Here is a 25,975-nt window from a genome sequence, read left to right on the forward strand (position 1 = left end):
CGACATGACAGTCAGGTGACGAATGTTACAGAACCGTTTCAGTCGACGTGATCTGATGTGATCTCCAGGATGGTCCGCTGCCGGCCGGTGCCGGGCGGCGTCACTCCTCGTCGTGGACCGGGACCGAGAGTTCGACCACCGTGCCGCGCTTGGTCGTCTCGACATCGAGCCCGGCCGCCGCGGCGTCGGCGGGAGCGAGGGGCCGCATGTCGATCGTGCCGTTCAGTTCGGTCGTGACGAGGGTGCGCACGATCGACAGGCCGAGGCCGGTCGCATCGTCGAGCTTGAAGTTGCCGTCGACGCCGCGTCCGTCGTCGATCACCTGGACGTGCATGGCATCGCCGTCGTTCGACAGGCGGACGACGACGGAGCCGCCGCCCGACCCCTCGGGGAAGCCGTGGTCGACCGCGTTCTGGAGGAGTTCGGTGAGCACGACCGACAGCGGGGTGGCGATCGCTGCGGGGATGCGGCCACCGTCACCCTGGACCGTGAACCGGACCGGGCGGTCGGGCGACTGCAAGCCTTCTTCGGCGAGGCGGAGCAGCGGTCGCACGATCTCCATGAACGTGACGTCGTCGCCCGGCTCGCGTGAGAGTGCCTCGTGCACGAGCGCAATCGTGCGGATACGGCGAACCGACTCGCCGACGGCGGCGATCGCCTCGGGGTGGGTGAGCCGTCGGGCCTGGAGCCGCAGCAGTGACGAGATCGTCTGCAGGTTGTTCTTCACCCGGTGGTGGATCTCGCGGATCGTGGCGTCCTTGCTGAGCAGCAGGCGATCGCGCTTGCGGAGTTCGGTGACGTCGCGGATCAGCAGGACGGCGCCGGGCACGTCGTCGCCGTCGAGGAACGGGACGGCGCGACACAGCAGCGTGATCTGGGGCGCCTGTTCGAACTCCTCGATGACGGGCTCGTGGCGCTCGAACGCCTGGCGCACCGGACCGTCGTGGAAGCCGAGCTCGGAGAGCCGCATCCCGATCGCGCTCGCCTGGATGCCGACGCGGTGCAGCGCCGAGTTGGCGTTCGGCGAGACGTACTGCACCTCGGCGTTGCCGTCGAGCAGCATCACGCCGTCGCCGACACGCGGCGCGGCGCTCGAGTCGCCCGCACGCTGCGGGAACGGGAACACCCCGTCGACGACCATCTTCTCGAACCGCTCGAAGATCGACCAGTAGGCGCGCTCGAGTTCGCCTTGGCGGCGGCCGCCCTGCTCGATCCACTCGCGGCTCAGGACCGCGATCGGCTTGCCCTCGTAGGCGACGGGGATCGCCAGCAGGTGGGTGTCGGGCGGCACCTCGTCGGAGGTGATCTCGCCCTCGACCGGCTGCCCGGACGACAACGCCTTGTCGAGCAACGCGGTCTCGGACTCGCTCGCCCACGCGCCGACGAAGTCGGTGTGATACATCGTCTGGCCGGTGGCGGGGCGCACCTGTGCGACCACCCCCCATCGACCGTCGGTGGTGGGCACGTAGAGCATCAAGTCGCTGAAGCAGAAGTCGGCCAGCATCCCCCACTCCGAGACCAGGCGATTGAGGTGGCCCACCTGGTCACGGTCGAGGGTCGTGTGCTCGCGAAGCAGTTCGGAGAGCTTTGCCATCACCCCCGAGTCTTACCGATCCCCACCCCGCCCACCGACATCTCCCGAACAGAAGGGGTCAGGCACCTTCTGTTCCCCGACCTGCCGGTACCCACGGTCAGCTGAACGGAAGGTGCCTGACCCCTTCTGTTCCGGTCGGACGTCGGTTGCGGGGGTGGCGTACGCTCGGGACATGAGCGACACCTTGCACCAGGCCGCTGCGGCCGCACCGCGCGCCGCGTTCACCAGCTTCGAGGGATCGACCGCCGACGACTGGCAGCTGATCGCGTCGCAGCTCCCGGTCACGCAGGCCATGGCGGGCGAGAACGTCATCACCCAGCTCCGGATGCTCGAACGCGACCACGGTGGGTTCCCCGTCTCGCGTCTCGAGCACTCGCTCCAGACGGCCGCCCGTGCCGAGGAGGACGGACGCGACGAGGAGTACGTCCTGTGCGCGCTGCTGCACGACATCGGCGACACCCTCGCCCCGTACAACCATCCCGCCGTCGCCGCCGGCATCGTCAAGCCGTTCGTCTCGGAGGCCAACCACTGGATGGTCGAGCACCACGGCATCTTCCAGGGCTACTACTTCTGGCACCACATCGGCATGGACCGCAACACGCGCGACAAGTACACCGACAGCCCGTACTACGAGTACACCGAGGAGTTCTGCGCCAAGTACGACCAGACGGCGTTCGACCCCGACTACACGAGCCCCACGCTCGATCACTACGAACCGCTGATCCGGAAGTTCTTCGTGCCGGACGGACTGGCGGGCTACCAGGCCGACACCTGACCCGGCCCCGGTCGCTCCGACGACCCGGCGTCGGTCAGCGGTCGACGCGGAGGTACACCGCTTTCAGGTAGGCGCCGAACTCGAAGCCGATCGGATGGTCGACCGCGTGTTCGGTGCGGCGCGTGAGATGGACCTCGCGATGCGCCGACGCTGCGGCGTCGAGCACCGTCTGCACGAAGTCGTCGGTGGTGACCCGGCTCGAGCACGACGCCTGCACCAGGGTGCCGCCGCGTTCGGTCACCGCCAGCGCCAGCCGGGTGAGCCGGGCGTACGCCGCCAGTGCCCGGTCGACCGCTGCCTGGTTCGAGGCGAACGAGGGCGGATCGACGATGACGAGGTCGAAACGCTCGTCGCGCTTGGCGAGCGTCGTCAACACGTCGAATGCATCGCCGACGGTCGTGTGCACGGCGCAGCGACGCACCTCACCGAGCTGCCGGTTGTGGGCGATGTTACGTTCGGCGGTCTCGAGCGCCGGGGCCGACTGGTCGACGAGGTGCACCGACGTCGCGCCGCCGGCGGCCGCCGACAGCGCGAAGCCGCCCGTCGACGAGAACACGTCGAGCACGTCGAGTCCGGCGGCCATGCCGCGGACGAGCGCCCGGTTGTCGCGCTGGTCGAGGAAGTGGCCGGTCTTCTGACCGTGTACCACGTCGGCTTCCATCGTCAGGCCGCGTTCGACGAAGGTGACCGGCCCGTCGACGGGGGGCCCGACGATCACGTCACCGTCGGAGAGGCCGAACGTCTCCCCCGACGCCACCGAGCGCCCGAGTCGGAGGACGACACGGTCGTGTCGCTGCGTCGCCGCGAGCGCGTCGACGATCCGTCGGAGGTGCGGGAACCACGCCGGGGTGTAGAGCTTGACGACGAGGGTGCCGGCGTAGCGGTCGACGACGAGACCCGGGAGCCCGTCGTTCTCGCCGTGCACCATCCGGTACGCGTTCGTCTCGGGATCGTCGGCGAGACCCGAGCGGCGATCGAGCGCAGCGGCGATGCGCTCGCGCCAGAAATCGTCGTCGATCTGCCGCGGCGACCCCTGATGCAGGATCTTCACGCGGATCGGCGACGTCGGGTCGTACAGGCCGATCGCAGCGAACTTGCGGTCGTGATCGAACACGACGGCCAGGTCGCCGATGGCACCGTCGTGGCTGATCGACTCGATCGAGCCGTCGTAGAGCCAGGGGCTCCCACCCCGGATCTGACGCAGTGCGTCACGGGTGACGCGCACGGCCATGCGCTTGTCGGACGGTGTCGGCAGGTGGTCGAGGTTCATGCTCCGAAGCTTCCGGTCAGTTCGACGAGATCGGTCAGGTCGTCGACGTCGCGGTCGAGCACGGGCACCGACACGACGAGCGACGACATCGAGGAGAGTTCGGACGAGCGCTCGGTTTCGCGCTTCGCCACGACGGCGACGTCGTCGAATCGTCGCCCCATCTCGGCGAGCACGCGGGACACCTCGTCGGCGTCGGCGTCGATGTCGAGCGCCTCGGCCCACTCGTCGGATCGTTTCACGAGCTTGCGGGCCGCCTGCTTGGCCGACTTCGTGGTGAACGACTTCGGCAGGACCCGGTTGGCGATGATCGCGCCGAGGTGCAGGTCGCGGCGGCGCAGTGCGCGGGCCAGATAGGTGGCCTCGTGCGTCGGGGCCGCCTCGAGGGTCGAGACGACGACGAACGTGGTTCGCGGATCGCTGAGGATCTTCTCGACCTCGGTGGCGTGACGCACGAAGCCGCGCTCCATGGCCTGGAAGAGGATGAAGAACTCGGCGATGTCCTGCAGGAAGCGGCTGCCGAGCACGCGATCGGCGACTTGGTAGAACGGCTTCGACGCCATGGTGAAGAGCCGCGATCGGTACGGCACGGTGAGCCACTTGAGCAGTGTCGACCCGAAGAACTCCTTCATGCGGCCCGGGGCGTCGAGGAAGGCGATCGCGTTCCGTGACGGCGGCGTGTCGACGATGATCAGGTCGTACTCGCCCGAGGTGTGGAGTTCGTGGAGCCGTTCCATCGCGAGGTAGTCGTGGCTGTGCACGAACCGGCTCGTGATGTTCTGGTAGAGCGGGTTCGCGAGCACCGAGTCACGGACCTTGGCGTCGGGAGCGTGGCGACGGATCAGTTCGTCCCACCCGGCTTTCGTGTCGAGCATCGCCGCCCAGAGTTCACCGCGCGGCTCGACGCCGGCGTCGGCGAACGCGTCGTCGGGCACCCGGGTCGCCTCGTTGCCGAGCGCTCCGATACCGAGCGCATCGGCGAGGCGCCGTGCCGGGTCGATCGTGAGCACGAGCACCCGACCCTTCGTGTTGATCGCCGCTGCAACGCCCATCGCAGCAGCGGTCGTGGTCTTGCCCACACCACCCGAGCCGCACACGAGCACCATCTCCTTCGCCGCCAGGAGGGCAACGAGATCGGCGGCCATCAGATGCGCCCCTCGAGAGCGTCGGCGACGAGCGCGACCACGCGCCGGCCGGTCGCCCGGGTGAACAACTCGGGCACGGTCACGATCGGGACGTCGATCGAGTCACGCAACCGATCGAGATGACCGTCACCGATCGCCCGACGCGCCTCGGCGACGCGGGCTGCGTCGAGGACGGCGCCGGCACCACGACCGACCTGATCGACGAGTTCGGCCCGATGGTCGACGAGTTGCTCGACGACCCGGCACGACTCGTCGTCGCCGAACCACGGTTCGAGCACCCGGTTCGCGACCACGGTCGTCGGTGCGACGCCGGTCTCGTCCTCGAGTCGCCCGACGAGTTCGAGCGTCTCGGTGACCGGCATCTCCTCGGGCGTCGTCACGATCGCGACGCCCGTGACGACCGGGTCGTGGAGGATGTCGAGCATCCAGTCGGTCTGGTCGCGGACCATGCCGACCTGGACCAGATCGCGGATCACCTTGGGGGCGCCGATCTGGGCGACGATGTGCCCGGTCGCCTCGGCGTCGACCACGACGAGGTCGTAGCTGCGGATCTTGACCTCGTGGCAGATCTTGCCGACGGCGAGGATCTCCTTCACCCCGGGGGCGGCGTCGGCGACGAAGTCGAACGTGCGCGCCAACGGACCGATCTTGCCGATCAGGGGCACCTTGACGAACAGGCGGAGGTACTCGCGCAGCGAGTCCTCGGTGTTCATCGCCATGGCGAACAGATCGGGTTCGACCTCGACGGGGTCGAACCTCAGTTGTGAGGCACCGAGCGCGTCGGCGAGTGCGCCTTTGGCGTCCATCTCGCACACCAGGGTGCGACGCCCGCTGCGTGCGGCCAGTTCGGCGATCGCAGCGGCGGTCGATGTCTTGCCGACGCCACCCTTGCCGGTGACGAAGACGAGGCGTCGGTCGAGGAGCGAGTCCTCGACCTGGTCGGGCATGGCCCGATCAGCCGCCGAAGCCGATGCGGCGGTCGCCGTCGGCCGAGCCGACCTCGACGTAGGCGATCTTGGCGGCGGGGACGCCGACGTCGCGGCCGCGCTTGTCGGTCACCCACAGCACGTCGGTCGCGCCCGACAGCGCGGCTTCGACCTTCGCCTTGAGATCGTCGCGTTCGTCGTCGGCGACCTCGACCGTGATCTCACGAGGGGCCTGCGTCACACCAATCCGTACGTCCACGCCTCGAACGGTACCGGCTGGACGGACACAGCGGCACCTCGACCACAGCGGAGGTGATGGCACGAATCGTGGGTTCTGTGTCATTGACGCCACGCGACCGTGCGGTCAAGGTGGAGCCATGACCCCGACCGCCACGCCGCACCGCGTCGCCCTGCTCGCCTACGACGGCATCCAGGGTCTCGACCTGGTCGGGCCGCTCGAGGTCTTCGCCGGTGCCAACACGGTGCTGCGCCACGACCACCCGGGTCGGCGCGGGTACGAGACGATCGTGGTGAGCGCAGCGGGCGGAGCGCTCGAGACCGAGAGCCATCTGTCGATCAACACCGAGCCGGTCGCCGGGCTCGACGCCGTCGACACACTCGTGATCCCGGGCGGCATCGCAGCACCCGCCGCCGCGGACGACCCCGACGTCCTGGCCGCCGCGCGAGCGCTGGTCGATGGGTCCACCCGGGTCGTCACCGTGTGCACGGGCACATTCGTCGCTGCGGCGGCCGGTCTGCTCGACGGAGCGCGCGTGTCGACGCACTGGGCCCGAGCCGAGGCGCTCCGACGTCGCTTCCCCGACCTCGAGGTCGACGCCGATCCGATCTTCATCCACGACGGCCGCGTGTGGTCGTCCGCCGGGGTGACCGCCGGGATCGACCTGGCGCTCGCGATCGTCGAACACGACCACGGTGCCGATGTCGCTCAGATCGTCGCACGCTGGCTCGTGATGTTCCTCCGTCGCCCCGGCGGCCAGACCCAGTTCGCCACCTCGGTGTGGAGCGATCGCGCCGACCACGGCCCGATCCGCGCCGCACAGGACGCGATCGATGCATCGCCGGGCGACGACCATCGTGTCGCACTGCTCGCCGCTCGTGTGGGGATGAGCGAGCGACACTTCGTCCGCCGCTTCACCGACGACGTCGGCGTCAGCCCAGCCCGCTACGTCGCCGCCGTCCGACTCGAAGCCGCCAAACGGTCACTCGAGACGAGCACCGACACCGTCGAGTCGATCGCCCGACACTGCGGGTTCGGCACCGCCGAGACGATGCGGCGCACCTTCCACCGCCGGCTCGGTGCCAGCCCCGACCAGTACCGGCAACGGTTCCGCGTCGCCACCTGATCCGCGCCGGTCCTCCACCGCTCACCCAACCTCCACCCGAAAGGCACCCCATGGCACTCCAGGCCGTCATCCCCCTCTTCCCGAAGTTCACCGCCCTCGACGGCATCGGGCCGTACGAGGTGCTGCAGCGCACACCCGACATCGACGTGACGTTCATCGGCCACGAACGCGGCGAGATCCGCTCGGAGAACGGCTTCCTCGGCATCACCCGTGACGCCACCTTCGAGGAGATCCCGCACCCCGATCTGATCGTGTTCCCCGGCGGCGTCGGGACCCGTCCCCTGGTGCACGACGACCGAGTCCTCGACTGGGTTCGCACCGCCCACGAGACGACACGCTTCACGACGTCGGTGTGCACCGGGTCGATCGTGCTCGGCGCCGCCGGTCTGCTCGACGGCCTGACCGCGACGACCCACTGGGGCGCCTACGACGCGCTCGAGGCCACCGGCGCGACGCCGGTGTCGGATCGGGTCGTCGAACATCTCGACCGTCGCATCATCACCGCGGCGGGCGTGTCGTCCGGCATCGACATGGCGCTGCGGTTGATGGAGTTGCTGTTCGACCGCGTCGCCGCCGAGGCCAGCCAGCTGATGATCGAGTACGACCCCCAGCCGCCGTTCGACGCCGGCGCCGTCGCCAAAGCCGGCCCCGACGTCATGCCCCGCGTCGTCGAGTGGGCCGCCGCCCGCGAGTAACGGTCGGTTGATGTCAGACATCAACCGACCGTCCCGAACGGTTGGCCTCCCAGACCTGGTCGGTTGATGTCTGACATCAACCGACATCGACCGACATCGGCCGTCAGAATGGGTCGATGACGACGGGGGCGCTACGGCGGCGGTTGTATGCGCTCGCCTTCGTCGACGAGTTCGGTCCCGTCTACGCCGTCTGGACGCTGTGGTTCAACGACAACGACGTGTCGACCGGGCAGATCTCGACGGCGTTCCTGATCTGGGCCCTGATCGTGCTCGTCCTCGAGATCCCGAGCGGCGCCCTCGCGGATCGCGTCGACCGACGTCGCCTGCTCGCGGCCGCCTTCGCGGTTCGAGCAGCCGCTCTGTCGGTGTGGCTGATCTGGCCGACCGTCGGCGGGCTGCTCGTCGGCACGACCCTGTGGGCCCTGCACGACGCACTCGCCAGCGGGACGTGGGAGGCGATGATCCACGACCAGCTGACCGCGGTCGACGACGAGCGGAGCTATCCGACCGTGATGGCGCGGATCAGTCAGTTCAGCAATCTGGGCGTCGCCGCCGGCACCCTGCTCGGCGCCGTCCTCCTCAGCGAGCGCGTCGGGATCGTCGTCGGGCTGGCGACGCTCGGCTGGCTCACCGTCGCCGCACACGCCGGTTCGATCTCGCTCGTCACGACGATGCCAGACGTGCGTTGGGTCACCGACACCGGCGAACCCACGTCCTTCCGGGCGTACGTCGGCACCCTGCGCGCCGGCGTCGGGGAGGCGAAGCGGGTCCCGGTGATCGGCAAACTCGTCGTGCTCGGCGCCCTCCTCGAGGGCCTGTTCCTGTTCGACGAGTACGTGCCGCTGTTGTCACGGACTCGTGGCGGGTCCGACGGCGCCGCACCCTTGATCGTGTTCGTCGTCTGGGTCGCCCTGTTGGTGGGCGGCGAGATCGCCGCACGCCGTCCGGACGTGCGCGGCGTGACGGTCGGCTCGGCGCTGATCCTCGGCACCGGCATCACCGCGACGGCGTTGCTCACCGAACCGGTCTGGACGCTCGCGCTGGTGGCGGTCGGGTACGGGATCCAGGAAGTCGCGTGGATCCCGACCGACGCCCGGCTGCAGGAACGAGCGTCGCCTCGGGTGCGGGCGACGGTCACGAGCGTTCGCGGGTTCGGGAGCGGCGTGGTGAGCATGACCTTCTTCGCCGTCGTCGCCGTCATGTCGGACGGTGACGACCCGACACCCGGCCTCCTCGCCGCCCTCGTCCTCCTCGCCATCGCCGGCACGCTGGTGATCGCCTGGCTCCCCGGTCGGATGGGGTCAGACCCCAACCGACCCTCCGTCGGGTGAGCGTCCGAGCATGCTGGTCGGTTGGGGTCTGACCCCATCCGACATCAACCGACCGGGCGTTCAGACGGCGGTGGTGCAGAAGGTGTCGCCGGCGGCGAGGCTCGACTGGGTGGTGACGTCGAGGTCGCCGTCGGTGAGTTCGCTCAGCATGCCGCGCACCATGCCACGGTCGACTGCGCAGATGACCGGATGCTCCGTCGCGACGTCGCCGAACGGGCAGTGGTCGTTGATGATGCGCAGCTGATCGTTGCGGCTCTCGGCGTGGGCGGCGAACCCGTGCGCCGTCAACGCGTCGGCGACCGCCTGGATCGCCGAGCGCAACGATCGGTGACCGGCTTCGAGTTGCTCGCCGCGCAGACCGGCCGCCATCGCCCGGCCGTATTCGGCGCCGACCTCTTCGGCCATCGCCTCGGCGTCGGCCGGCGACATCCGTGTGAGCGCCCGACCGAGCAGTGACAGCAGCAGATCATCGGACCGGACCGGGAAGTCGGTCACGGCATCGGCGACGGCGACGTACCGCTTCGACGGACGGCCCGCTCCCCCGCCGGCGACCTTGCCAGTCTGGACCTCGAGGTAGCCGCCGGCGGCGAGCTTGTCGAGATGGTGGCGAGCCACGTTCGGGTGCACGCCGACGTGACCGGCGACCGCCGAGGTCGTGGCACCCAGGTCGCCACCGCGATCGCGGACGTACAGGTAGATCGCCCGTCGCGTCGGGTCGCCGAACGCGTCGGTGATCGCCGACACGGTGGCGTTGAACGACGCAGAACTGGACGCAGAACCGGGCACGGTCGAGATTCTACTATCCGCGTAGTGCAAATGCCGGGCGGTCGCCGCCAGAATGGACGCCGTGTCCGAGCAGATGAACCCGCAGTTGGTCGACGCGCTCCGCCCCGTCGAGGATCCCGAACTCCACCGATCGATCGTCGACCTCGGCATGCTCCGGCGTGCCGAACTCGGCGCCGACGGCACGGCGCACATCCTGGTGGCACTCACCGTCGCCGGGTGCCCGCTGCGCAACGAGATCCAGAACCGGGTGTCGAGCGCGGCGACCGAGGTCGACGGTGTCACCGACGTCGCCCTCGAGTTCACCGTCATGACCGACGACGAACGCGAAGAACTCCGCAAGATGCTGCACGGCGACGCCGCGTCGACCGCCGGCCACTCGCACGCCCACGGGCACGCCGAGGGTCGTGCCATCCCGTTTGCCGATCCCGGTTCGAAGACCCGTCCGTTGCTCATCTCGTCCGGCAAGGGCGGCGTCGGCAAGTCGAGCGTCACCACCAACCTCGCCGTCGCGCTGGCCCAGCTCGGCCACTCCGTCGGGGTCGTCGACGCCGACATCTACGGCTACTCGATCCCGCGGATGCTCGGCACCGATCGTCCGCCGACCGTCATCGACCAGATGCTCGTGCCGCCCGAGAAGTGGGGCGTGCGCTGCATCTCGATGGGCTACTTCGCTCCCCCCGGCGAGGCCGTCATCTGGCGAGGTCCGATGCTGCACAAGGCGCTCGAGCAGTTCCTCACCGACGTGTACTGGGACGAGCCCGACTTCCTGCTCATCGACATGCCACCGGGCACCGGCGACATCGCGCTCAGCCTGAGCCAGTACCTGCCGCGCGGCGAGGTCTACGTCGTCACGACCCCGCAGCCCGCCGCACAGAAGGTGGCGGCGATGTCGGCGGCGATGGCCAAGAAGGTCAACCTGCCGGTGATGGGCATCATCGAGAACATGTCGTGGTTCACCGGCGACGACGGCAAGCAGTACGAGCTGTTCGGTGCCGGTGGCGGCCAGGAGCTGGCCGACGACCTCGGCGTGCCGCTGCTCGGTCAGCTGCCGCTCGTGCCGGCGCTGCGCGAGGGCTCCGACGCAGGTGCCCCCATCACGGCCGTCGACCCCGAGTCCGAGGCTGCGCAGGCGTTCCGCACGATGGCCCAGACGATCGCCGTCGATCTGCAGCCGAAGAAGCGGTTCAACGCCGAACTCAAGGTCCTCTGACCTTCGGCCGGCGGTCACCGTGGAGATCGTGCCGCGCTACAAGTTCGAGCAGATGGTCGTCGACGCGCTCGACGACCTGCCCGACGAACTCGTCCCGGTGCTCGACAACGTCGTCGTCCAGATCCACGACCGGAACCCGGACGAGCCCGATCTGCTGGGTTTGTACGAGGGCACGCCGCACACCGAACGGATCGGTGACGAGGCACCCGACGTCGTGTCGATCTATCGCGTACCGCTGTGCGAGATGTGCGACGACCTCGACGACCTGAACGAGGAGATCTTCGTCACGGTGATCCACGAGATCGCCCACGCCGCCGGCATCGACGACGACCGCCTCCACGAGCTCGGCTGGGCCTGACCCACCCGGCCCCGCCGGAACCAACCGGGTCGGGTGTCGTACGGAACGACGAGGCGCAGCCGAGGCGTTTCGGGAGATCACCCGACCCGTGCCAAGCAGCGTTCCCGGGTCGGGTGATCTCCGGAAACGTCGACTCCGCCGCCGTTCCCTCCGACACCCGACCCGAGGTGACGTCGGAGTGCCGTGGAAGCGGTACCGTTGTCCGGGTGACCGACGTGCCACCGCCGCCTCCGAGCGGCGGGTTCAACCCTCCGCCGCCACCACCTCCTCCCCCACCTCCGACCCCGGGCGCACAACTCGCTGCGCCGTCCGGGTACGTCGGGTACTCGGGCTCACCGATGTCGTCGATGCAGCTCAAGCGCGTCGGCGCCGTCGCCAGGGCGGCGATGATCCTCGTCGGGATCGCCGGCGGGTTCGCGCTGCTCACCGCGCTCCTCAACTACCCGCTCGTCGACGACGCCGAGGCGTTCCTCGACGGCGAGTCCTCGTCCGACGACTTCGCACGGTCGATGGCGCCCTATGGCGTCGTCACCCTCGTCCAAGCCGTCGCGACGCTGGCCTCGGTCGTGCTCGTCATGATCTGGATGTACCGCCTCGCCGCGAACCTCAAGGCCATGCACCGCAACGGCCGCTGGGCACCGGGCTGGGCGATCGGTGGCTGGTTCCTGCCGCCGCTGCTGTACGTGATCCCGTTCCTGATGTTCCGCGAGCTGTGGAAGGCGTCCGACCCCGAGGTGCCCGTCGGTGGCGAGTGGAAGTCCCGGCCGGTGTCGTGGGTGGTGACGGCGTGGTTCGTCGTCTACGGACCGATCTCGATCGTCGTCCAGATCGTCTCGGCCAGCGCCGGGTTCAACATGGGCGGCACCGAACGCGATCTCGCACAGCAAGTGATCGACGCGCAGGACACGGCGGCTCTGGCGGGCGTCGTGGGTGCGGTCGCAGCCGTCCTGTTCATCCTCATGGCCCGCCAGTTGACCGAGCGTCATCGGCGGTTGATCGGAGAGGCCTGACATGGCCCAGCTGTACCTCGTCCGACACGCCAAGGCGGGCGAGCGGCGCCTCTGGAACGCGGACGACATCGAGCGTCCGCTCAGCAAGAAGGGCTGGAAGCAGGCCGAGCTGGTCGGCAAGCGCCTCGCCAAGCACGATCCGAGCGTGCTGTTGTCGAGTGCGTATGTGCGCTGCATCCAGACCCTCGAACCGCTGGGCGAACGACTCGATCTGCAGGTCGAGGTCGACGAGCGCCTCACCGAACACGAACCGGTCGAGCCGCTCCTCGAACTCATCCGGGAAGCGCCGAAGGGCGCTGTCATGTGCAGCCACGGCGATCTCATCCCGGCGGCGCTCCAGCGCCTGAAGAAGGCGGGTGCGAAGATCGCCACCCAGCCCGACTGGCGCAAGTCGTCGGTGTGGGTCCTCCAGCGCAGCAAGCACGGCCACATCGTCAAGGCAACCGCCTGGCCACCCCCCGTCCTCTAACCGTCGGTCGATGTCAGACATCAACCGACGGTCAGGAGCAGGAACCGATGGTGGTGATCGGGGCGAGCGTCGTCAGATCGACGATCTGCACCGGGCCGCTGCCGACGGCGATCAACCGGTCACCGACGACGACCCCGCGAGTGAAGTTCGAACAGCTCGGCGCATACACGGCGCCGGCGTAGATCAGCCGCTGACCGACGTACCGACCGACGTGGAGTACCGAACCGCCCGTGCTGTCGATATAGCCCGGCAGCACCACGGTGGAGGCTGCCGGCCACACGAGCACGGCCCGGTGGTCGTGGATCTCCGTCCAGCCCGGGAGTTCGATCTGCGATGTGCGCGTCGGCCGGTCGGGATCGGCGACGTCGAACAGCGACAACTGCGACCCGATCACCTCTCCGGTGTCCGGGTCGGCGTCGCGGCCGACACCCAGCAGTCGCCCGTTGCCGAGCGGGTGGAGGTAGGTCGAGAACCCCGGGATCTTCAGCTCACCGCGTAGCACCGGCCGCAGCGGATCGGCGAAGTCGACAACATAGAGCGGGTCGGTCTCGCGGAACGTGACCACGTACGACAACTCGCCGACGTGTCGCACCGCGTAGATCCGTTCACCCGGCCCCAGCTCGCCGACGGCGGAGATCCGTTCGAAGGAGTCGCCGGACCGCCGGAGGGCGAACACGGCCGACGAACTCTCGTTCCACCATCCGGACGTCACGGCGACCCGGAGGATCCCGTCGTACTCGCTCATCGAGAACTGATTCAGCACCCGGCCCGGCACATCCGTGGACGCCTCGTACGTGGCCGAGGCGCCGTCGAGGTCGAACAGATGGATACCGGTCACGAAGGAGCCGTTCCCCCACCAGTCCCACCACTCGAAATTCTGTGTGGACACGTACAGCCGATCGGCCGTCGCCATCACCGAGGTGGTCCCGGTTTTCGTCATCACGGCGGTACCCGATTGGCCCGCGGAGGGGCGTGCCAGATCGATGCTCGACACCCACAGCAGCTCCCCGCCCGCGGACGCGGCGGGGAGGCCGACCCGCTCGCACGGCATCGCCGGCCGCTCGGCGGTGTACGCGCCGTCGCGGATGTCGTACTGCAGCGGCAGCCAGTCGTCGATCGTGGACGCGGCGATCTGGCCGAGTGGGACCTCGACGTCGTCCCAATACCGCTGGTACGGAATCCGGTACGACTTGAGGACGAGATGGACCCGCCCGTCGATCCCGCGCATCGCCTCACGAACGCCGGTGACGCCGTAGCGCTCGAGCACGGTCGGATTCGACGGATCGGTGACGTCTGCCACCAGGACGTTCGTGGTGGACGTGTCGGCCGAGTAGCCCGTCGTCGTGACCATCAGCCGATCGCCGTACAGGATCATCTCGGCATGGTCGCCGTCGAGTGCGACCGTCGACGCGACCCGGTTGCGTTGGAGGTCGATGATCTCGAGCGTTCCCGGCTCGGACTCGCGGTAGAGGTATCGCCCGTCGGTCTCGACGAAGTCTCCCTCGTCGACCCCGTCGACCTGGGTGTTCGTCTCGGAGTGGTCGGGTACCGTCGTCGCCCCGTTGCCGTTCGTCGCCGGCAGTGTCGGGTAGGAGTACGCAGTCAGATCGCCCAGGTGGGCGTCGACGAATGCGTCGTAGATCGCATCGCACGACGCGCCGAACGTCAGATCGGACGCCGCCAACCGTCCGGGGATCCGCTCGATCCGGCGGGTGTCGATCAGCCGGTCACCGACCGGGTTGATCGTGGCGGTGTGATCGGGAGCGATCACGGCGACCAGGTCGATGACGACGTGTGACGGGTTCACGAACGCCGAAACGCAAAGTCGCCCGGAGTCACCGAGTCGTGTCACCGTGAGGTTCGCCCAACTGGTCGAGGCGGTGTAGTTGTGGGTCGACGAACCGTCGCTCGCCTGCTCGAGCGCATGCGTGTTCAGGTGGCCGGGACCCGACGCGTTGGCGGCGGTGACGTTTGCGACGACGGCGGCGCCCGGCGTGCCGACCGGATCGGTCGTACACACCGTGCCGCCTGCCGCGACCCGTCGACCGGCCGTGCCTGCGTCGGGTTCACGCGTGTCGAGCAATCGGCCCCCGGCATCGGTCCGTTCGAACAGCGTCGAGTCGAGGACCGCGACGGCGTCGATCACGACGTTGGCGGACGCGTGCGTGGACAGCGTGACGCAGATCGACGAGTCGGCCCCGAGCTCGACGACGGTCAGGTTGGCGCGGTTCGCGCCGGCGACATAGTTCAGCGTCGACGTCGAGGTGGTGTCGGCGGCGCCCCTCGGGTGGGCGACCAAGTGTCCGGCTGACGATGGGTTCGCCGCCGTGACGTTCGCGAGCACGACGGCGCCCGGGCCGGCCTCGACGGGCTCGCTGCACACCGTCTCACCCGGCTCGACCCGCGACGAAGGGCCGCGTCGCGAGTCGAAGACACGTGTCGATCCGGTGAACGACCCGTCGACGGCGGCCCCGGGAAGGAGCCCGGCCAGATCGACGACCACGTGCGCGGCGGCGTGGATCGAGTTGGTGACGCACGCGACCCGATGCTCCCCGATCGCCACTGCAGCGAGCGCGGGAACCGTCGCATCCGCCTGGAAGTTCACGGTGGAGGTGGCGCTCGGGTCGGCGAGTTCGTGATGGGCGGTGAGGTGACCGCTCGCGGTCGGACGCACCGCGGTCACGTTCATCAGCGCGAGATCGCCGATCTCGGCGTCGGGCACCGGGATGCACGATGTCTCGAGTGGCCCGAGCCGGATCCCCCCGCCGGCCGACTCGGTGGGCGGTGCCGCCGACGTCGCTCCGACCGTGATCGACGTCGCCGCGACGACGAGCGCGATCAATCCTGCAGTCCCCGGTCCCACCCGCATCGCCGAGACGCTACATCGCCGGACGACCCGCCGATGGATAACGTCCGTCCTCCCAGGAAGTCGCGATGGTCGGTCGATGTCAGACATCAACCGACGGTCGTGACCGTCCGGCATCGCAGACCTGGTCGGTTGATGTCTGACATCAACCGACAGGTCAGGGGGCGTCGGCTCGGGCTTCGTCGAGGAGGGGTTCGACGAGCGTGCGGACGTCGGCCGGGGGGTTGTACTCGAGGCAACGCTCGAGGTACGGGACCGCGTTCGTCGGCGACTGCAGGAACCGGATCTGGACGATGCCGATGAAGCAGTGCGCGTCGGGGTACTCGGGATCGAGTTCGACGGCGCGGCCCAGCGAGTCGATCGATGTCTTCAATGCGTCGGTGACGTCGGTCGAGTCCTCCATCGCCCGGGTCGACAGTGCGAGCGTCCATCCCCGGTAGGTGAGCGACTCAACGTCGTCGGGTTCGTTCTCGAGTGCCTCGGCGTACAACGCGGCAGCGGCGCCGGGCTGCTCGAACATCAGCGCTCGGGCCTGAGCGACGAGCACCGTCTGTTCGTCACGCGGATCGAGACCGGTCGCCGTCTGCCCGGGCAGGCGTTGCGCCGACCAGGCGGCGAGCGCCCACCACACCACGCCGAACAGTGCGACGACGGCGACACCCGTGACGATCCGTCGCTTCCAGTCGACCGGCGGCTTGGTCGGCAGTGCCGCCTTGCGGTCCTCGATCGCACGGAGCGTTGCCGCGGCGCGCACCGTGTAGCCGTCCTTCAGTTCCTGATAGTCGACCTCGTCGATGTCACCGGCGCGGAACTCGCGCTCGAGATCGTTCAGCGACCGCAGGAGGAACCGACGTTCCTCCTCGAGCTCGGCCAACCGATCGGGATCGACTCCGTTACGCGTCGTCGGCATCGTCGCTCGCCTCGGCGCGCACCGGCACCGGTTCGTCCTCGTGCTCGTCGAAGTTGGCCATGGCGTCGGCGACGAGCGCGTAGTCGTCGTCGGTCGCCTCCCCCAGGGCACGGGCGCTCTGCTGCCAACGGCGGAACGCGAACCCGAGCCCGGTCGCGCCGATGACGAACGCCGCGGCCGGCAGGGCCCACGCAAGCGCCTCGACGCCGTCGGCTGTCGGGACGAGGAGTTCCTCGCCCTCGTACGCCACGACGATGTCCTGGATGATCTGTTCGTCCGACTTGATGCCGTCGTTCACGTCCTGCTTGATCGCCTCGCGGATCTGCACGGACGCCGTGTTGCGCGACTCGTACACGCTCTCGCCCTGGCAGATCGGGCAGGCGAGCCGTTTCGAGATCGCCTCGATCCGTTCGTCGGGGGTACGTGGCCCGGTGTCGCGGGTAGCGCCGACGGCGAGCAGGGCGACGACCGCGAGTCCGAGCAGCACCCACCCCGGCCACCGCTTGAGCTTCCGGTTGACGCTCGTCATGCTGCGCCCTCTCGCATCGCCTGGAGCGTCGCGCTCAGCCCGTCGGAGGTGACCTGGCCGATGTAGCGACGTCGCACGAAGCCGTTCGGGTCGACGATCCACGTCTCGGGCACCTGGGCAACACCGAAGCCGTTCACGAACTCGTAGTCGGTGTCGTAGACGATCGTCCAGTCGCCGCCGCGTTCGGCGAAGAACGCCTCGACCTGCTCGTTCGTCGAGTCGCGCACGACCGAGTAGAACTCGGCCCCCTCGGCACCGAGGGCCTGCTGCTGGTCGACGAACTCGATCAGTTCGGGGTGTTCCCGGATGCAGGGCACGCAGTCGTGGGTGAAGAAGTTGAGCACGACCCAGCTGCCCTTGCGACGCGACAGCTCGAACGTCGACCCGTCCTCGTTCGTGGCGGTGACGTCGGGCGCGAGATTGCCGAGCAGCGGCGAGCCCGCCGTCGAGTCCTGCGACGAGTCGGCCATGAGCAGGATCGCGAACAGCCCGACGACCACGAGCGCGACGAGGCCGGCGGCGATCGGCGCAACCCGACGGCGGCCGCTCCCGTTCGTCTGGGCGGTCTCGGCGGTGTCGCCGGGCGCGCCCGGTGCGGTGGCGGGTGCGTCGGTCAGGTCAGACACCGGCGACCTCCTTCGGATCGGACTGACCCGACTCGTCATCGGCAGGCGCGTCGAGTTCGGCGTCGTCGGTCGGGATCGGGGACGACACCGGATCGATCGGTCGGCGGCGCCGGCCGGGGAAGGCGGCGAGGATCGTGCCGACCGCCATCATCACGCCACCGATCCACAACCAGATGATGAGCGGCTTCGAGAAGACCTCGAGGCGCACCTCGGTCGCACCAGGCTGCGGCGCCTGTGTGCCGGCGATGGTCAGGTAGACGTCGTTGGTCAGGCTGGTGGCGACGCTCGGGGTGCCGATCGACTGCCCCATGTTGAGGTACGTCGTGATCGCCGGGCCGCGCTCGACCCCGTCGACGAGCACGTTGGCGACGATCGCATCGGCACGGGCGTCGGTCTCGGCGACCACCTCGACCAACTCGAAGGTGTGACCGTTCCACTCGACTTCCTCGCCTTGGGTGAGCAAGAGGTCGGTCGAACTCGTGTAGGCGTTCGAGGCGACGATCGCGACCGCGATCATGATCACGCCGAGGTGGACGATCATCCCGCCGTTGGCGCGGCCCACGAGGCCCCGCCATCCCTGGCGTCGGGTGGCCAACACGATCTGGCGCATGGCGGCGCCACCGGCGAAACCGCCAAGACCGAATCCGATCAGCGGCCAGAGACCGTCGGCGCCGGCGGCCAGCGCGACGACGATCGCGCCGACCCCGCACCACGCCGGCCAGAACAAGCGCTCGCGGAGCAGTTCGCCGGATGCCTTGCGCCACGGCAGCACCGGGGCCACGGCCATCAGGAAGAGCAGGGCGATCCCGATCGGGATCGACAACCGGTCGAAGTAGGGGGCGCCGACGACGGTGCGACGGTCCTGCAACGCCTCGACGATGAGCGGGAACACCGTCCCGAGCAGCACGATGAAGGCGAACACCGAGAAGATCACGTTGTTGGCGAGGAACGCACCTTCACGCGACACCGGCGAGTCCATGACGCCGGGCGCCCGGAGACGATCGCCGCGCCAGGCGATCAGGCCGAGCGACACGACCACGACCACGGCGAAGAATCCGAGGAAGTAGCCGTCGACCTGGCCGGCGGCGAAGGCGTGAACGCTGTTGATGACGCCGGAACGGGTGAGGAACGTGCCGAGGATCGTCAGCGCGAAGGTCGCGATCAGCAGGCTCAGGTTCCAGACCCGCAACATGCCACGGCGCTGCTGCACGAGCACCGAGTGGATGTAGGCGGTGCCGGTCAGCCACGGCAGCAACGACGCGTTCTCGACCGGGTCCCAGGCCCAGACGCCACCCCAGCCGAGCACCTCGTAGCTCCACCAACCACCGAGCAGGATGCCGATCGTGAGGCAGCCCCAGGCAAAGAGCGCCCATCGACGGGTCTCCATGAGCCAGCCCTCGCCGACCCGGCCCGTGATCAGCGCGGCGATCGCGAACGCGAACGGTACCGAGAAACCGACGTAGCCGAGGTAGAGGATCGGCGGGTGGAACAGGACGAGGATGTGATCCTGGAGCAACGGGTTCGGGCCGGGGCCGTCTTGGCCGACGGGCCAGGGCGGGCCGGCGGCGAACGGGTTGGCGGGGCCGAACGCCACGATCGCGAAGAACGTGCAGATCACGAACATGACGACCATCGCCCACCCGACGAGTTCGTCGTCGAACCGGTCGCGGAAGCGCCACGCCATCGCGGCGGTGAACCCGGCGAGCACCAGCACCCACAGCAGGATCGAGCCCTCGAGGGCGCTCCACATCGCGGCGACGTTGTAGATGCCCGGCGTGTTGTACGAGCCGACCTGCTGGACGAACGCGAGCGAGAAGTCGCGCACCTCGAGCGCCCGCTGCATCGCCACCGTCGACACGAGCGCCCCGGCGAGGATCAGCCACGCGTAGACCGGGGTCTGGCGCAACCCGACCCGGTTGCCGGTGCGGATCGCGAACCCGGTCGACAGTGCGCCGACGAGCGACGCGCCGAGCACCAGGAGCAGACCGGCGTGGCCGAGCGCACCGTTGAAGCTGACCGCGAGCATGGTGGTCATCAGGTCGCGCAGTCGACGGCGAGGTCGTCGGCTTCGTCGAGCCGCTCGTCGTTGACCGAGACGTACTCGTCGGAGTGCTTGACCTCGACGCGGTCACCGAGGAACGTGGTGCCGGCCTCGTCGAAGGTGCCGTGCACGACGACGGGGATGCACTCCTTGAAGATGCCGCCCGGGTCGCCGTCGTAGTAGACGGCGACGGTCGCCTCGTTGAACGAGATGTCGAAGTTGGTGTCGCCACCCGCCGACTCGACCGAGCCCTTGTCGACGACACCCTGGATGCGGAGCCGGCTGTCGGTGTCGCACCCCGACCGCTCGCCGATCTCGTCGACGTTGCAGTAGTAGTCGATCGCCGAGCGGAGGAACTGGGTGACGATCACGCCGCCGGCGACGAGCACCGCGGCGATCAGCACCATCGGGAGCCACTTGCGTCGCGGCTTGGCGGTCGGGCCGGCGCCGTCGGGCTGGGTGCGGGGGGTGAGGTCGGTCACGTCAGGTCCAGTACTTCTGGTCGTCGTCGACCTGGTCGGCGAGACGTCGGCCCTGGCGGAGCACTCGCCACGTGAAACCGCCGATCACGGCGAACGTGATCGCATAGCTCCCGAGGATCTCGAAGGCGTTCTCCATTCCGATCAAGACGGCGATCATGACGATGCTCCTTCGGCGCGGCGGTCGGCGAGGGCCTGGTCGAGCCCGACGTCGTCGAGCAGATCGGCCATCGCCATCGAACGGGTTCGGTGCAGCAACAGCCACACGTACAGCAGCGTGAACGCGATCACGCCGACGAACAGCGAGAACAGCATCAGCCCGTCGATGCTGACGTCGCCGTCGGTGTCGAGCACCGACGGTTCCTGGTGCAGGCTGTTCCACAGCCGGACCGACCAGTGCACGAGCGGGATCTCGAGCACGACGAGCAGGCCGACGATCGCGCTGCGCTTGGCTCGCTGCTGGTGCGAACCGCCGAGGCTCCGCACCGCGAGATAGCCGATCGTGCTGATGAACAGCAGGGCGAACGAGGTGAGCCGGGCGTCCCAAGCCCAGTAGACGCCCCACGTGATCTTGCCCCACAACATGCCCGACACCAGGGTGAGGGCCATGAAGACGACGGCGATCTCGGCGCTGGCACCGGCCCAGCGGTCGAAGCCGAGCGAGTGCTTCTTCGTGAAGAGGTACAGCGCCGAGCAGAGCGCCGTCACGCCGAGGGCCACGTACGCGACCCAGACGGTGGGCACGTGGACGTACATGATGCGGACCGCTTCGTCCTGGTCGCGGTCGGCGGGCGAGAACCCGAGTCCGAACGCCACCAGCCAGGCGAGCATCACGATCGTGGCGATGCCCAGCGCTCGCGTGGCCGTCGTGCCGGTGCCGCGGGTTCTCGAGGCCGTCGTGTCGGTGGCGGGGGTCGTGGTCGTCATCGCATCTCGTCTCAGGTCGCTTCGTCGATCAGGGGTCCGAACGCCAGTGCGCCTCCGACGCCGAAGGCGATGGCGAACACGGTGAGCAGGCCGATCCACGGCCAGCCCTCCGAGAGCGCCACCCCGCCGGTGCCGAGCGCCGATTCGACCGCTCGCGTCGCCCCGATCAGGACGGGCGCCACCACGGGGAGCACCAGCAGCGGGAGCAATGTCTCGCGTCCGCTGAACCCGGCGGTGAGGCCGCCGTACAGCGTACCGACGCAAGCGAGTCCACACGTCGCGACGACCAAGGTCACCACGAGCAGGACGAGGCCGCCGGCGGGCACGTCGGCGCCGTAGAGCAGCACGGCGGCGCCGAGCAGGATCACGTCGAGCACGGCGAGTTGGACGGCGAGCGCCGCCGACTTGCCCCAGAAGATGGCGACGGGGTCGACCCCGGCCACCCGCAGCGCGTCGAGTGCACCGTCGTCGGCCTCGATGGCGAACGCCCGCTGCACGAGCAGGAGCAGGCTGAACAGGGCGGCGAGCCAGACGAGCCCCGGCGCGACGAGTTCGAGCAGGGGGACGAAACCGTCCTCGGTGCGTGCCGACTTGGCGTCGAGCGCGAACGCGAAGATCACCATCGTCACCCCCGCGAACGGGATGACCTGGTTCGTGAGCACCTTGCTGCGACGCTCGATCCGGAGGTCCTTGGCGGCGACGAGACGGGCGATCGACCAGCGGCTCATGCGGCCACCTGCCCGCCGACGACATCGACCTGGCGAGTGGCGAGGGCGGCAGCGCGCTCGAGTTCGTGGCTCGACACCACGATCGTGGCGCCGGCCGCGGCGGCCTCTCGAAGCGTCGCGTCGAGTTCGTCCCGGCCTGCTGCGTCGAGGCCGGCGTGCGGCTCGTCGAGCAGCCAGAGTTCGGCGCGGCGGGCGACCAGACACGCCAGGGCCGTGCGTCGCTTCTGTCCGGCCGACAGCCGGGCCACGCCGACGTCGGCCAGGCGACCTCGCACCCCGAGTCGTTCCATGGCGGCGTCGACCTCGTCGTCGGTGGCGCCGACGGTGGCACCCCAGAAGCGCACGTTCTGGGCGACGGTGAGGTCGCGGTACAGGCCGTTGTGGTGGCCGAGCAGCCCGACTCGCGGCCGGATCGCCACCTGGTGGCTGGCCAGGTCGAGGCCGAACACGCGCCCCTCACCGCGTTCGAGCGGGAGCAGTCCTGCGCACAGCCGCAGCAAGCTCGTCTTGCCGGCGCCGTTCGGGCCGTGCAGCAGGACGATCTCACCCCGGTCGACCGTCAGGGTCGCGCCGGCGAGGACCGGGAAGCCACCGAGGACGGCGACGGCGTCGCGGAGCTCGACGACGGGCGAAGTGGGCGCGGACATGTCCCTGACACGCTATTCGGCCACCCTGATCACCGAGAACTGCCGACGGCGCCGTCGGACGGCGACTATCAGCGGATTCTCAGGTGTTCCGTCGGCGACGCTGACGGTGCTCGGACCCGACCGGCCAGTAACGTGACGCAGGTGACGGACGACCTGCTCGGCAACGACACCGACGAATCCGACGTCGGCGCTGCGCCGACGGAGTCAGGCGACGACGCACGCCTCGACGAACGACCCGCCGATGACGAGCAGGCTGCCGACGAACGCGCCGACGATGCAACCACGTCCGCATCGCCGACCGCGACGTCGGCCTGGGGCCGCTGGCGCGATGGGCGCCGCAACCGGGTGAGCAAGTGGGACCGTCCCCCCGACCCGAAGGACTGGCGGTTCTTCGTCGGCACCCTCGGCAAGGTCCTGATCGCCACCGGCATCTTGATGTTCGGCTTCGTGGCGTACCAGCTGTGGGGCACCGGCATCGAGACCGCCCGGGCGCAGAACGCGCTCGAAGACACCTTCGAGGCCGCGGTCGCGGCCAACCAGGCCGCCGACGACGAGGACGACGAGGCCGAGAGCGACGATCCGGTCGTCACGACACCGATCGACGACGAGGCCGACGACATCGACGATGCCGACGAGTCGGCCGACGAGCCCGAACCGGCCGACGGTGTGGGCGGCGGAACGCCGAGCGAGGTCGTCCCCGGCGGTGTCGACCTCTCCGACGAAGCGGTCGTGCAGAACGTGCCGATCGTCCCGCCGGGCGACGCGATCGCGAAGATGGAGATCCCCCGGATCGGGATCGACGACCTGTTCGTCGTCCAGGGTGTCAAGCTCGACGACCTCAAGAAGGGGCCCGGCCACTACCCCGACACCCCGCTCCCCGGCCAGCTCGGCAATGCGTCGATCGCCGGGCACCGCACCACCTACGGCGCCCCGTTCTTCGACGTCGACCAACTCCAGGCGGGCGATGAGATCATCGTCACGATGATCACCGGCGACCAGTTCGTCTACAGCGTCACCGGCTCGCAGGTGGTCACCGCTGCCGACTCGTGGGTGATCGGCACCCGCGATCCCAACGTCGCCGAGCTCACCCTCACGACCTGCCATCCGAAGTACACCGCACGCGACCGGCTCGTCATCCACAGTGTGCTCGTGCCCGAGAAGTCGGCCCAGGTCGGCCAGGCCGAGTTCTGGGACGCCGGCACCCGCGAGGTCGTCGTCGAGGCGGACGACGACGAGGATGTCGATGCTGGTGACGTCGATGCTGGTGACGTCGATGGCGGCGACGAGTCGGCCGATGCCGACCGCCCCGCCGGCGACGACCCCACATTCGACACCGGCGGCGACGACCCGACGTTCGACGGCGACGAGGAGACGGTCGACGGCGACGGCGCGACGGGTGCCAAGTCCCAAGACGACGAGAGCGATGATCGCACCGACGCCGTCTTCCTCGATCCGACCCCCGACTCCGACGACGATGCCGCCGATGCGGAGTCCCCCGTCGCTGCCGACGAGTCGGAGAGCGACGCCGACGACGAGGCCGAGACGGCGGCTGCCGACGTCGAGTCGGAGAGCGACGCCGAACCGGTCGCCGTGGTCGACCCCGACGACGCCGAGATCGACGCCTTCAGCGAGGGCTGGTTCGACGACGACGAGGCCTGGCCACAGATCGCCCTGTGGGGATCGATCCTGACGATCATCTCACTGCTCGCCTATCAGCTGAGCAAGAAGACGCGCCACGACTCGATCGGGTTCATGGTCGGCATCTTCCCGTTCCTGATCGCCCTCTACTTCTTCTTCCAGAACGTCAACCGGCTGCTGCCCCCGGGCCTCTGAGCCACGGGCGTCGGATGATGTCAGACATCATCCGACGGACCCAGGTAGCCGGACGCCGGCAGCTGGTCGGATGATGTCTGACATCATCCGACGGGTGCGGCGTCAGCGGCGGGCGTCGCGGATGCGGACGAAGCTGAAGGGCAGGCCGGACGCGAGCACCTGGTCCATCAGGCGCCCGAGCTTCGGGGTGAACCGCAGTTCGACCTCGGCGTCGGCATGCAGCGCGAGCAGGTCGTCGAGCATCACGACCTCGTCGGGGTAGACCGCCTCGCCGGCGATGTACTGGCCGTCGGCGTCGGTCCACGGCGCGAAGCGACTGCCGTCGAACCGGTACTCGTACAGCCGGGCCGCCCGCATCGGGTCGATCCAGATCGTCTCGGTCGCACAGATGCGCGACGCCTCGGTCTCGAACAACTCCGACAGCCGACCCTGCTGCTCGTCGTCGTACGCCCACACGCTGATGCGCGGGCAGTGTCGCGGGAACCAGTAGAGCGGCGCGTGCTCGGCGTCGATGGTCCACACCGCCGGCGGATGACTCGGGTTGGAGGGCGGTCGGTGCGGCGCGAACCGCTTGATCGACCCGTCCTCGCTGTAGTGGAACACGACGTCGGGCCGGCTGTGCGTCTTCGGCACCGCCGCTGCTCGTCGGACGAGCTCGTCGCGCTCCGCGTCGCTGATCACGTCGTGATTCTCGCGCACGGTGAACGAAACCGCTACCGGCCGCGGAACACGGCCGGTCGCTTCTCGAGGAACGCCCGGCGCCCTTCGGCCGCATCCTCGCTCGCCCAGGCCGCGGCTTTCGCCGCCGCCGCATCGGCATCGTCGACCCGACCTGCGGCGATCGCCTCGAGTGCGATCTTGTGCCCCGAGAGGCTGAGCGGCGCCAGCCGCGCCAACTCGCCGGCCCACGCCAGCGCATCGTCGAGATGACCGAGGCGGTGGATCGCCCCCATCGCATGCAACCGTTCGCCCCGGTAGACCTCGGCGCCGACGAACATGCCCCTCGCGACCGAGGCTCCGAACTCGCGGGCGATCCGGTCGATCGTCCACTGCTCGACGACGAGGCCGAGCTTGGCAGCCGGGATCCCGACGACCGAGCCCGGTGTCGACATGCGGAGGTCGGCGACCGCGACGAGTTGGGCGCCGGCGCCGAGCGCCGGCCCGTCGATCGACGCGACGACCGGGCACGCCATCTCCGTGAACCCCTGCAGCACACGCCGGAGATCGGCCGAGAAGACATCCTCGCGAACACCCTGCAGATCAGCACCGGCGCAGAAGGCGGGCGGCGCACCGGTCAGCACGACGACGCGGGCGTCGGCGTGTTGCCGCTGCGCGTCCACCAGCGCGAGCAGCGTCTCGTGGTCGACGGCGTTGCGTCGGTCGGGGCGATCGAGCGTGATCAACACCACGCCGTCGCCGATGTCGTCTCGCTGCTCGACCCGTACCATGTGGCGAACAC

The 25,975-nt window shown here is 69.1% G+C and carries 27 protein-coding genes; 9 read left to right on the plus strand and 18 right to left on the minus strand.

Annotation, left to right across the window (positions count from 1 at the left end):
- Positions 1-100: 100 nt before the first annotated feature.
- Positions 101-1,594 carry a sensor histidine kinase gene (locus BDK89_RS16580; RefSeq protein WP_133870008.1) on the minus strand — a complete coding sequence of 498 codons (1,494 nt, stop codon included), beginning with the start codon at positions 1,592-1,594 and terminating at the stop codon, positions 101-103.
- Positions 1,595-1,766: 172 nt separating this feature from the next.
- On the opposite strand from BDK89_RS16580, the gene BDK89_RS16585 reads away from it, so the two are divergent.
- Positions 1,767-2,369: an HD domain-containing protein gene (locus BDK89_RS16585; protein ID WP_133870009.1), complete on the plus strand. Its 603-nt coding sequence runs from the start codon at positions 1,767-1,769 to the stop codon at positions 2,367-2,369.
- A 34-nt stretch (positions 2,370-2,403) separates the two neighbouring features.
- Here the strand turns inward: BDK89_RS16585 and BDK89_RS16590 are convergent, their stop codons facing one another.
- From BDK89_RS16590 to BDK89_RS16605, 4 genes are read right to left on the minus strand one after another with little or no spacing between them, the layout of a single operon-like run.
- A complete protein-coding gene (locus BDK89_RS16590; RefSeq protein WP_133870010.1) occupies positions 2,404-3,639 on the minus strand; it encodes a class I SAM-dependent rRNA methyltransferase in 1,236 nt (411 codons plus the stop codon).
- Positions 3,636-4,781: an ArsA family ATPase gene (locus tag BDK89_RS16595; protein ID WP_133870011.1), complete on the minus strand. Its 1,146-nt coding sequence runs from the start codon at positions 4,779-4,781 to the stop codon at positions 3,636-3,638. The genes BDK89_RS16590 and BDK89_RS16595 overlap by 4 nt, the downstream gene beginning before the upstream one ends.
- A complete protein-coding gene (locus BDK89_RS16600; protein WP_133870012.1) occupies positions 4,781-5,728 on the minus strand; it encodes an ArsA family ATPase in 948 nt (315 codons plus the stop codon). Before BDK89_RS16600 ends, BDK89_RS16595 begins: the two co-directional genes overlap by 1 nt.
- A gap of 7 nt (positions 5,729-5,735) precedes the next feature.
- Positions 5,736-5,966: a DUF3107 domain-containing protein gene (locus tag BDK89_RS16605; protein WP_208294104.1), complete on the minus strand. Its 231-nt coding sequence runs from the start codon at positions 5,964-5,966 to the stop codon at positions 5,736-5,738.
- 118 nt (positions 5,967-6,084) lie between these two features.
- Here BDK89_RS16605 and BDK89_RS16610 point away from each other — a divergent pair, with 118 nt between their 5' ends.
- The 3 genes from BDK89_RS16610 to BDK89_RS16620 all read left to right on the plus strand — a co-directional run bounded on the left by BDK89_RS16610 (position 6,085) and on the right by BDK89_RS16620 (position 9,097).
- Complete coding sequence (locus BDK89_RS16610) at positions 6,085-7,071, plus strand: GlxA family transcriptional regulator (RefSeq protein WP_133870014.1); 987 nt, start codon at positions 6,085-6,087, stop codon at positions 7,069-7,071.
- A gap of 50 nt (positions 7,072-7,121) precedes the next feature.
- Positions 7,122-7,766 (plus strand): DJ-1/PfpI family protein, encoded by a 645-nt coding sequence (locus BDK89_RS16615; RefSeq protein WP_133870015.1) that lies wholly within the window; start codon positions 7,122-7,124, stop codon positions 7,764-7,766.
- A gap of 116 nt (positions 7,767-7,882) precedes the next feature.
- Positions 7,883-9,097, plus strand: a complete 1,215-nt coding sequence (locus tag BDK89_RS16620) for an MFS transporter (RefSeq protein ID WP_133870016.1) — start codon at positions 7,883-7,885, stop codon at positions 9,095-9,097.
- A 60-nt stretch (positions 9,098-9,157) separates the two neighbouring features.
- On the opposite strand, the gene BDK89_RS16625 is transcribed toward BDK89_RS16620, so the two are convergent.
- A complete protein-coding gene (locus tag BDK89_RS16625; RefSeq protein WP_166657640.1) occupies positions 9,158-9,883 on the minus strand; it encodes a helix-turn-helix transcriptional regulator in 726 nt (241 codons plus the stop codon).
- A 52-nt stretch (positions 9,884-9,935) separates the two neighbouring features.
- Between BDK89_RS16625 and BDK89_RS16630 the strand changes: the two genes are divergently transcribed.
- From BDK89_RS16630 to BDK89_RS16645, 4 genes are all read left to right on the plus strand, one after another.
- The gene (locus tag BDK89_RS16630; RefSeq protein WP_133870018.1) at positions 9,936-11,093 is read left to right on the plus strand and encodes an Mrp/NBP35 family ATP-binding protein; all 1,158 of its coding nucleotides are present in this window, start codon (positions 9,936-9,938) and stop codon (positions 11,091-11,093) included.
- Positions 11,094-11,145: 52 nt separating this feature from the next.
- Positions 11,146-11,451: a metallopeptidase family protein gene (locus BDK89_RS16635; RefSeq protein ID WP_166657784.1), complete on the plus strand. Its 306-nt coding sequence runs from the start codon at positions 11,146-11,148 to the stop codon at positions 11,449-11,451.
- Between the two features lie 206 nt (positions 11,452-11,657).
- Positions 11,658-12,461, plus strand: a complete 804-nt coding sequence (locus BDK89_RS16640) for a DUF4328 domain-containing protein (RefSeq protein WP_133870020.1) — start codon at positions 11,658-11,660, stop codon at positions 12,459-12,461.
- Between the two features lies 1 nt (position 12,462).
- Entirely contained in the window at positions 12,463-12,930 is a 468-nt protein-coding gene (locus BDK89_RS16645) for a SixA phosphatase family protein (protein WP_133870021.1), read from the plus strand.
- A gap of 31 nt (positions 12,931-12,961) precedes the next feature.
- On the opposite strand, the gene BDK89_RS16650 is transcribed toward BDK89_RS16645, so the two are convergent.
- The 10 genes from BDK89_RS16650 to ccmA form a co-directional block, all read right to left on the minus strand.
- Positions 12,962-15,799, minus strand: a complete 2,838-nt coding sequence (locus BDK89_RS16650) for a beta-propeller domain-containing protein (protein ID WP_166657642.1) — start codon at positions 15,797-15,799, stop codon at positions 12,962-12,964.
- A 154-nt stretch (positions 15,800-15,953) separates the two neighbouring features.
- The gene (locus tag BDK89_RS16655; RefSeq protein ID WP_133870023.1) at positions 15,954-16,706 is read right to left on the minus strand and encodes a tetratricopeptide repeat protein; all 753 of its coding nucleotides are present in this window, start codon (positions 16,704-16,706) and stop codon (positions 15,954-15,956) included.
- On the minus strand, positions 16,690-17,235 hold the full coding sequence (locus BDK89_RS16660) for a cytochrome c-type biogenesis protein (RefSeq protein WP_133870024.1): 546 nt from the start codon (positions 17,233-17,235) through the stop codon (positions 16,690-16,692). Before BDK89_RS16660 ends, BDK89_RS16655 begins: the two co-directional genes overlap by 17 nt.
- Positions 17,232-17,861, minus strand: coding sequence for a TlpA family protein disulfide reductase (locus tag BDK89_RS16665; protein ID WP_166657643.1), 630 nt, complete (start codon positions 17,859-17,861; stop codon positions 17,232-17,234). The genes BDK89_RS16660 and BDK89_RS16665 overlap by 4 nt, the downstream gene beginning before the upstream one ends.
- On the minus strand, positions 17,854-19,896 hold the full coding sequence (locus BDK89_RS16670; protein ID WP_243839202.1) for a heme lyase CcmF/NrfE family subunit: 2,043 nt from the start codon (positions 19,894-19,896) through the stop codon (positions 17,854-17,856). The genes BDK89_RS16665 and BDK89_RS16670 overlap by 8 nt, the downstream gene beginning before the upstream one ends.
- Positions 19,896-20,384: a cytochrome c maturation protein CcmE gene (locus BDK89_RS16675; protein WP_133870026.1), complete on the minus strand. Its 489-nt coding sequence runs from the start codon at positions 20,382-20,384 to the stop codon at positions 19,896-19,898. Before BDK89_RS16675 ends, BDK89_RS16670 begins: the two co-directional genes overlap by 1 nt.
- Before the next feature lies 1 nt (position 20,385).
- On the minus strand, positions 20,386-20,541 hold the full coding sequence (locus tag BDK89_RS16680) for a heme exporter protein CcmD (protein ID WP_133870027.1): 156 nt from the start codon (positions 20,539-20,541) through the stop codon (positions 20,386-20,388).
- Complete coding sequence (ccsA, locus tag BDK89_RS16685; protein WP_133870028.1) at positions 20,538-21,308, minus strand: cytochrome c biogenesis protein CcsA; 771 nt, start codon at positions 21,306-21,308, stop codon at positions 20,538-20,540. Before ccsA ends, BDK89_RS16680 begins: the two co-directional genes overlap by 4 nt.
- An 11-nt stretch (positions 21,309-21,319) precedes the next feature.
- A complete protein-coding gene (locus BDK89_RS16690) occupies positions 21,320-22,036 on the minus strand; it encodes a heme exporter protein CcmB (protein WP_133870029.1) in 717 nt (238 codons plus the stop codon).
- Positions 22,033-22,683 carry a heme ABC exporter ATP-binding protein CcmA gene (gene ccmA, locus BDK89_RS16695; protein ID WP_133870030.1) on the minus strand — a complete coding sequence of 217 codons (651 nt, stop codon included), beginning with the start codon at positions 22,681-22,683 and terminating at the stop codon, positions 22,033-22,035. Before ccmA ends, BDK89_RS16690 begins: the two co-directional genes overlap by 4 nt.
- 141 nt (positions 22,684-22,824) lie before the next feature.
- Between ccmA and BDK89_RS16700 the strand changes: the two genes are divergently transcribed.
- Positions 22,825-24,516, plus strand: coding sequence for a sortase (locus BDK89_RS16700; RefSeq protein WP_133870031.1), 1,692 nt, complete (start codon positions 22,825-22,827; stop codon positions 24,514-24,516).
- Between the two features lie 102 nt (positions 24,517-24,618).
- On the opposite strand, the gene BDK89_RS16705 is transcribed toward BDK89_RS16700, so the two are convergent.
- Entirely contained in the window at positions 24,619-25,197 is a 579-nt protein-coding gene (locus BDK89_RS16705; RefSeq protein WP_133870032.1) for a DUF6886 family protein, read from the minus strand.
- A gap of 32 nt (positions 25,198-25,229) precedes the next feature.
- Positions 25,230-25,964: an enoyl-CoA hydratase-related protein gene (locus BDK89_RS16710; RefSeq protein WP_133870033.1), complete on the minus strand. Its 735-nt coding sequence runs from the start codon at positions 25,962-25,964 to the stop codon at positions 25,230-25,232.
- Positions 25,965-25,975: the final 11 nt, after the last annotated feature.

Source organism: Ilumatobacter fluminis, assembly GCF_004364865.1.
GTDB classification, from domain to species: domain Bacteria; phylum Actinomycetota; class Acidimicrobiia; order Acidimicrobiales; family Ilumatobacteraceae; genus Ilumatobacter; species Ilumatobacter fluminis.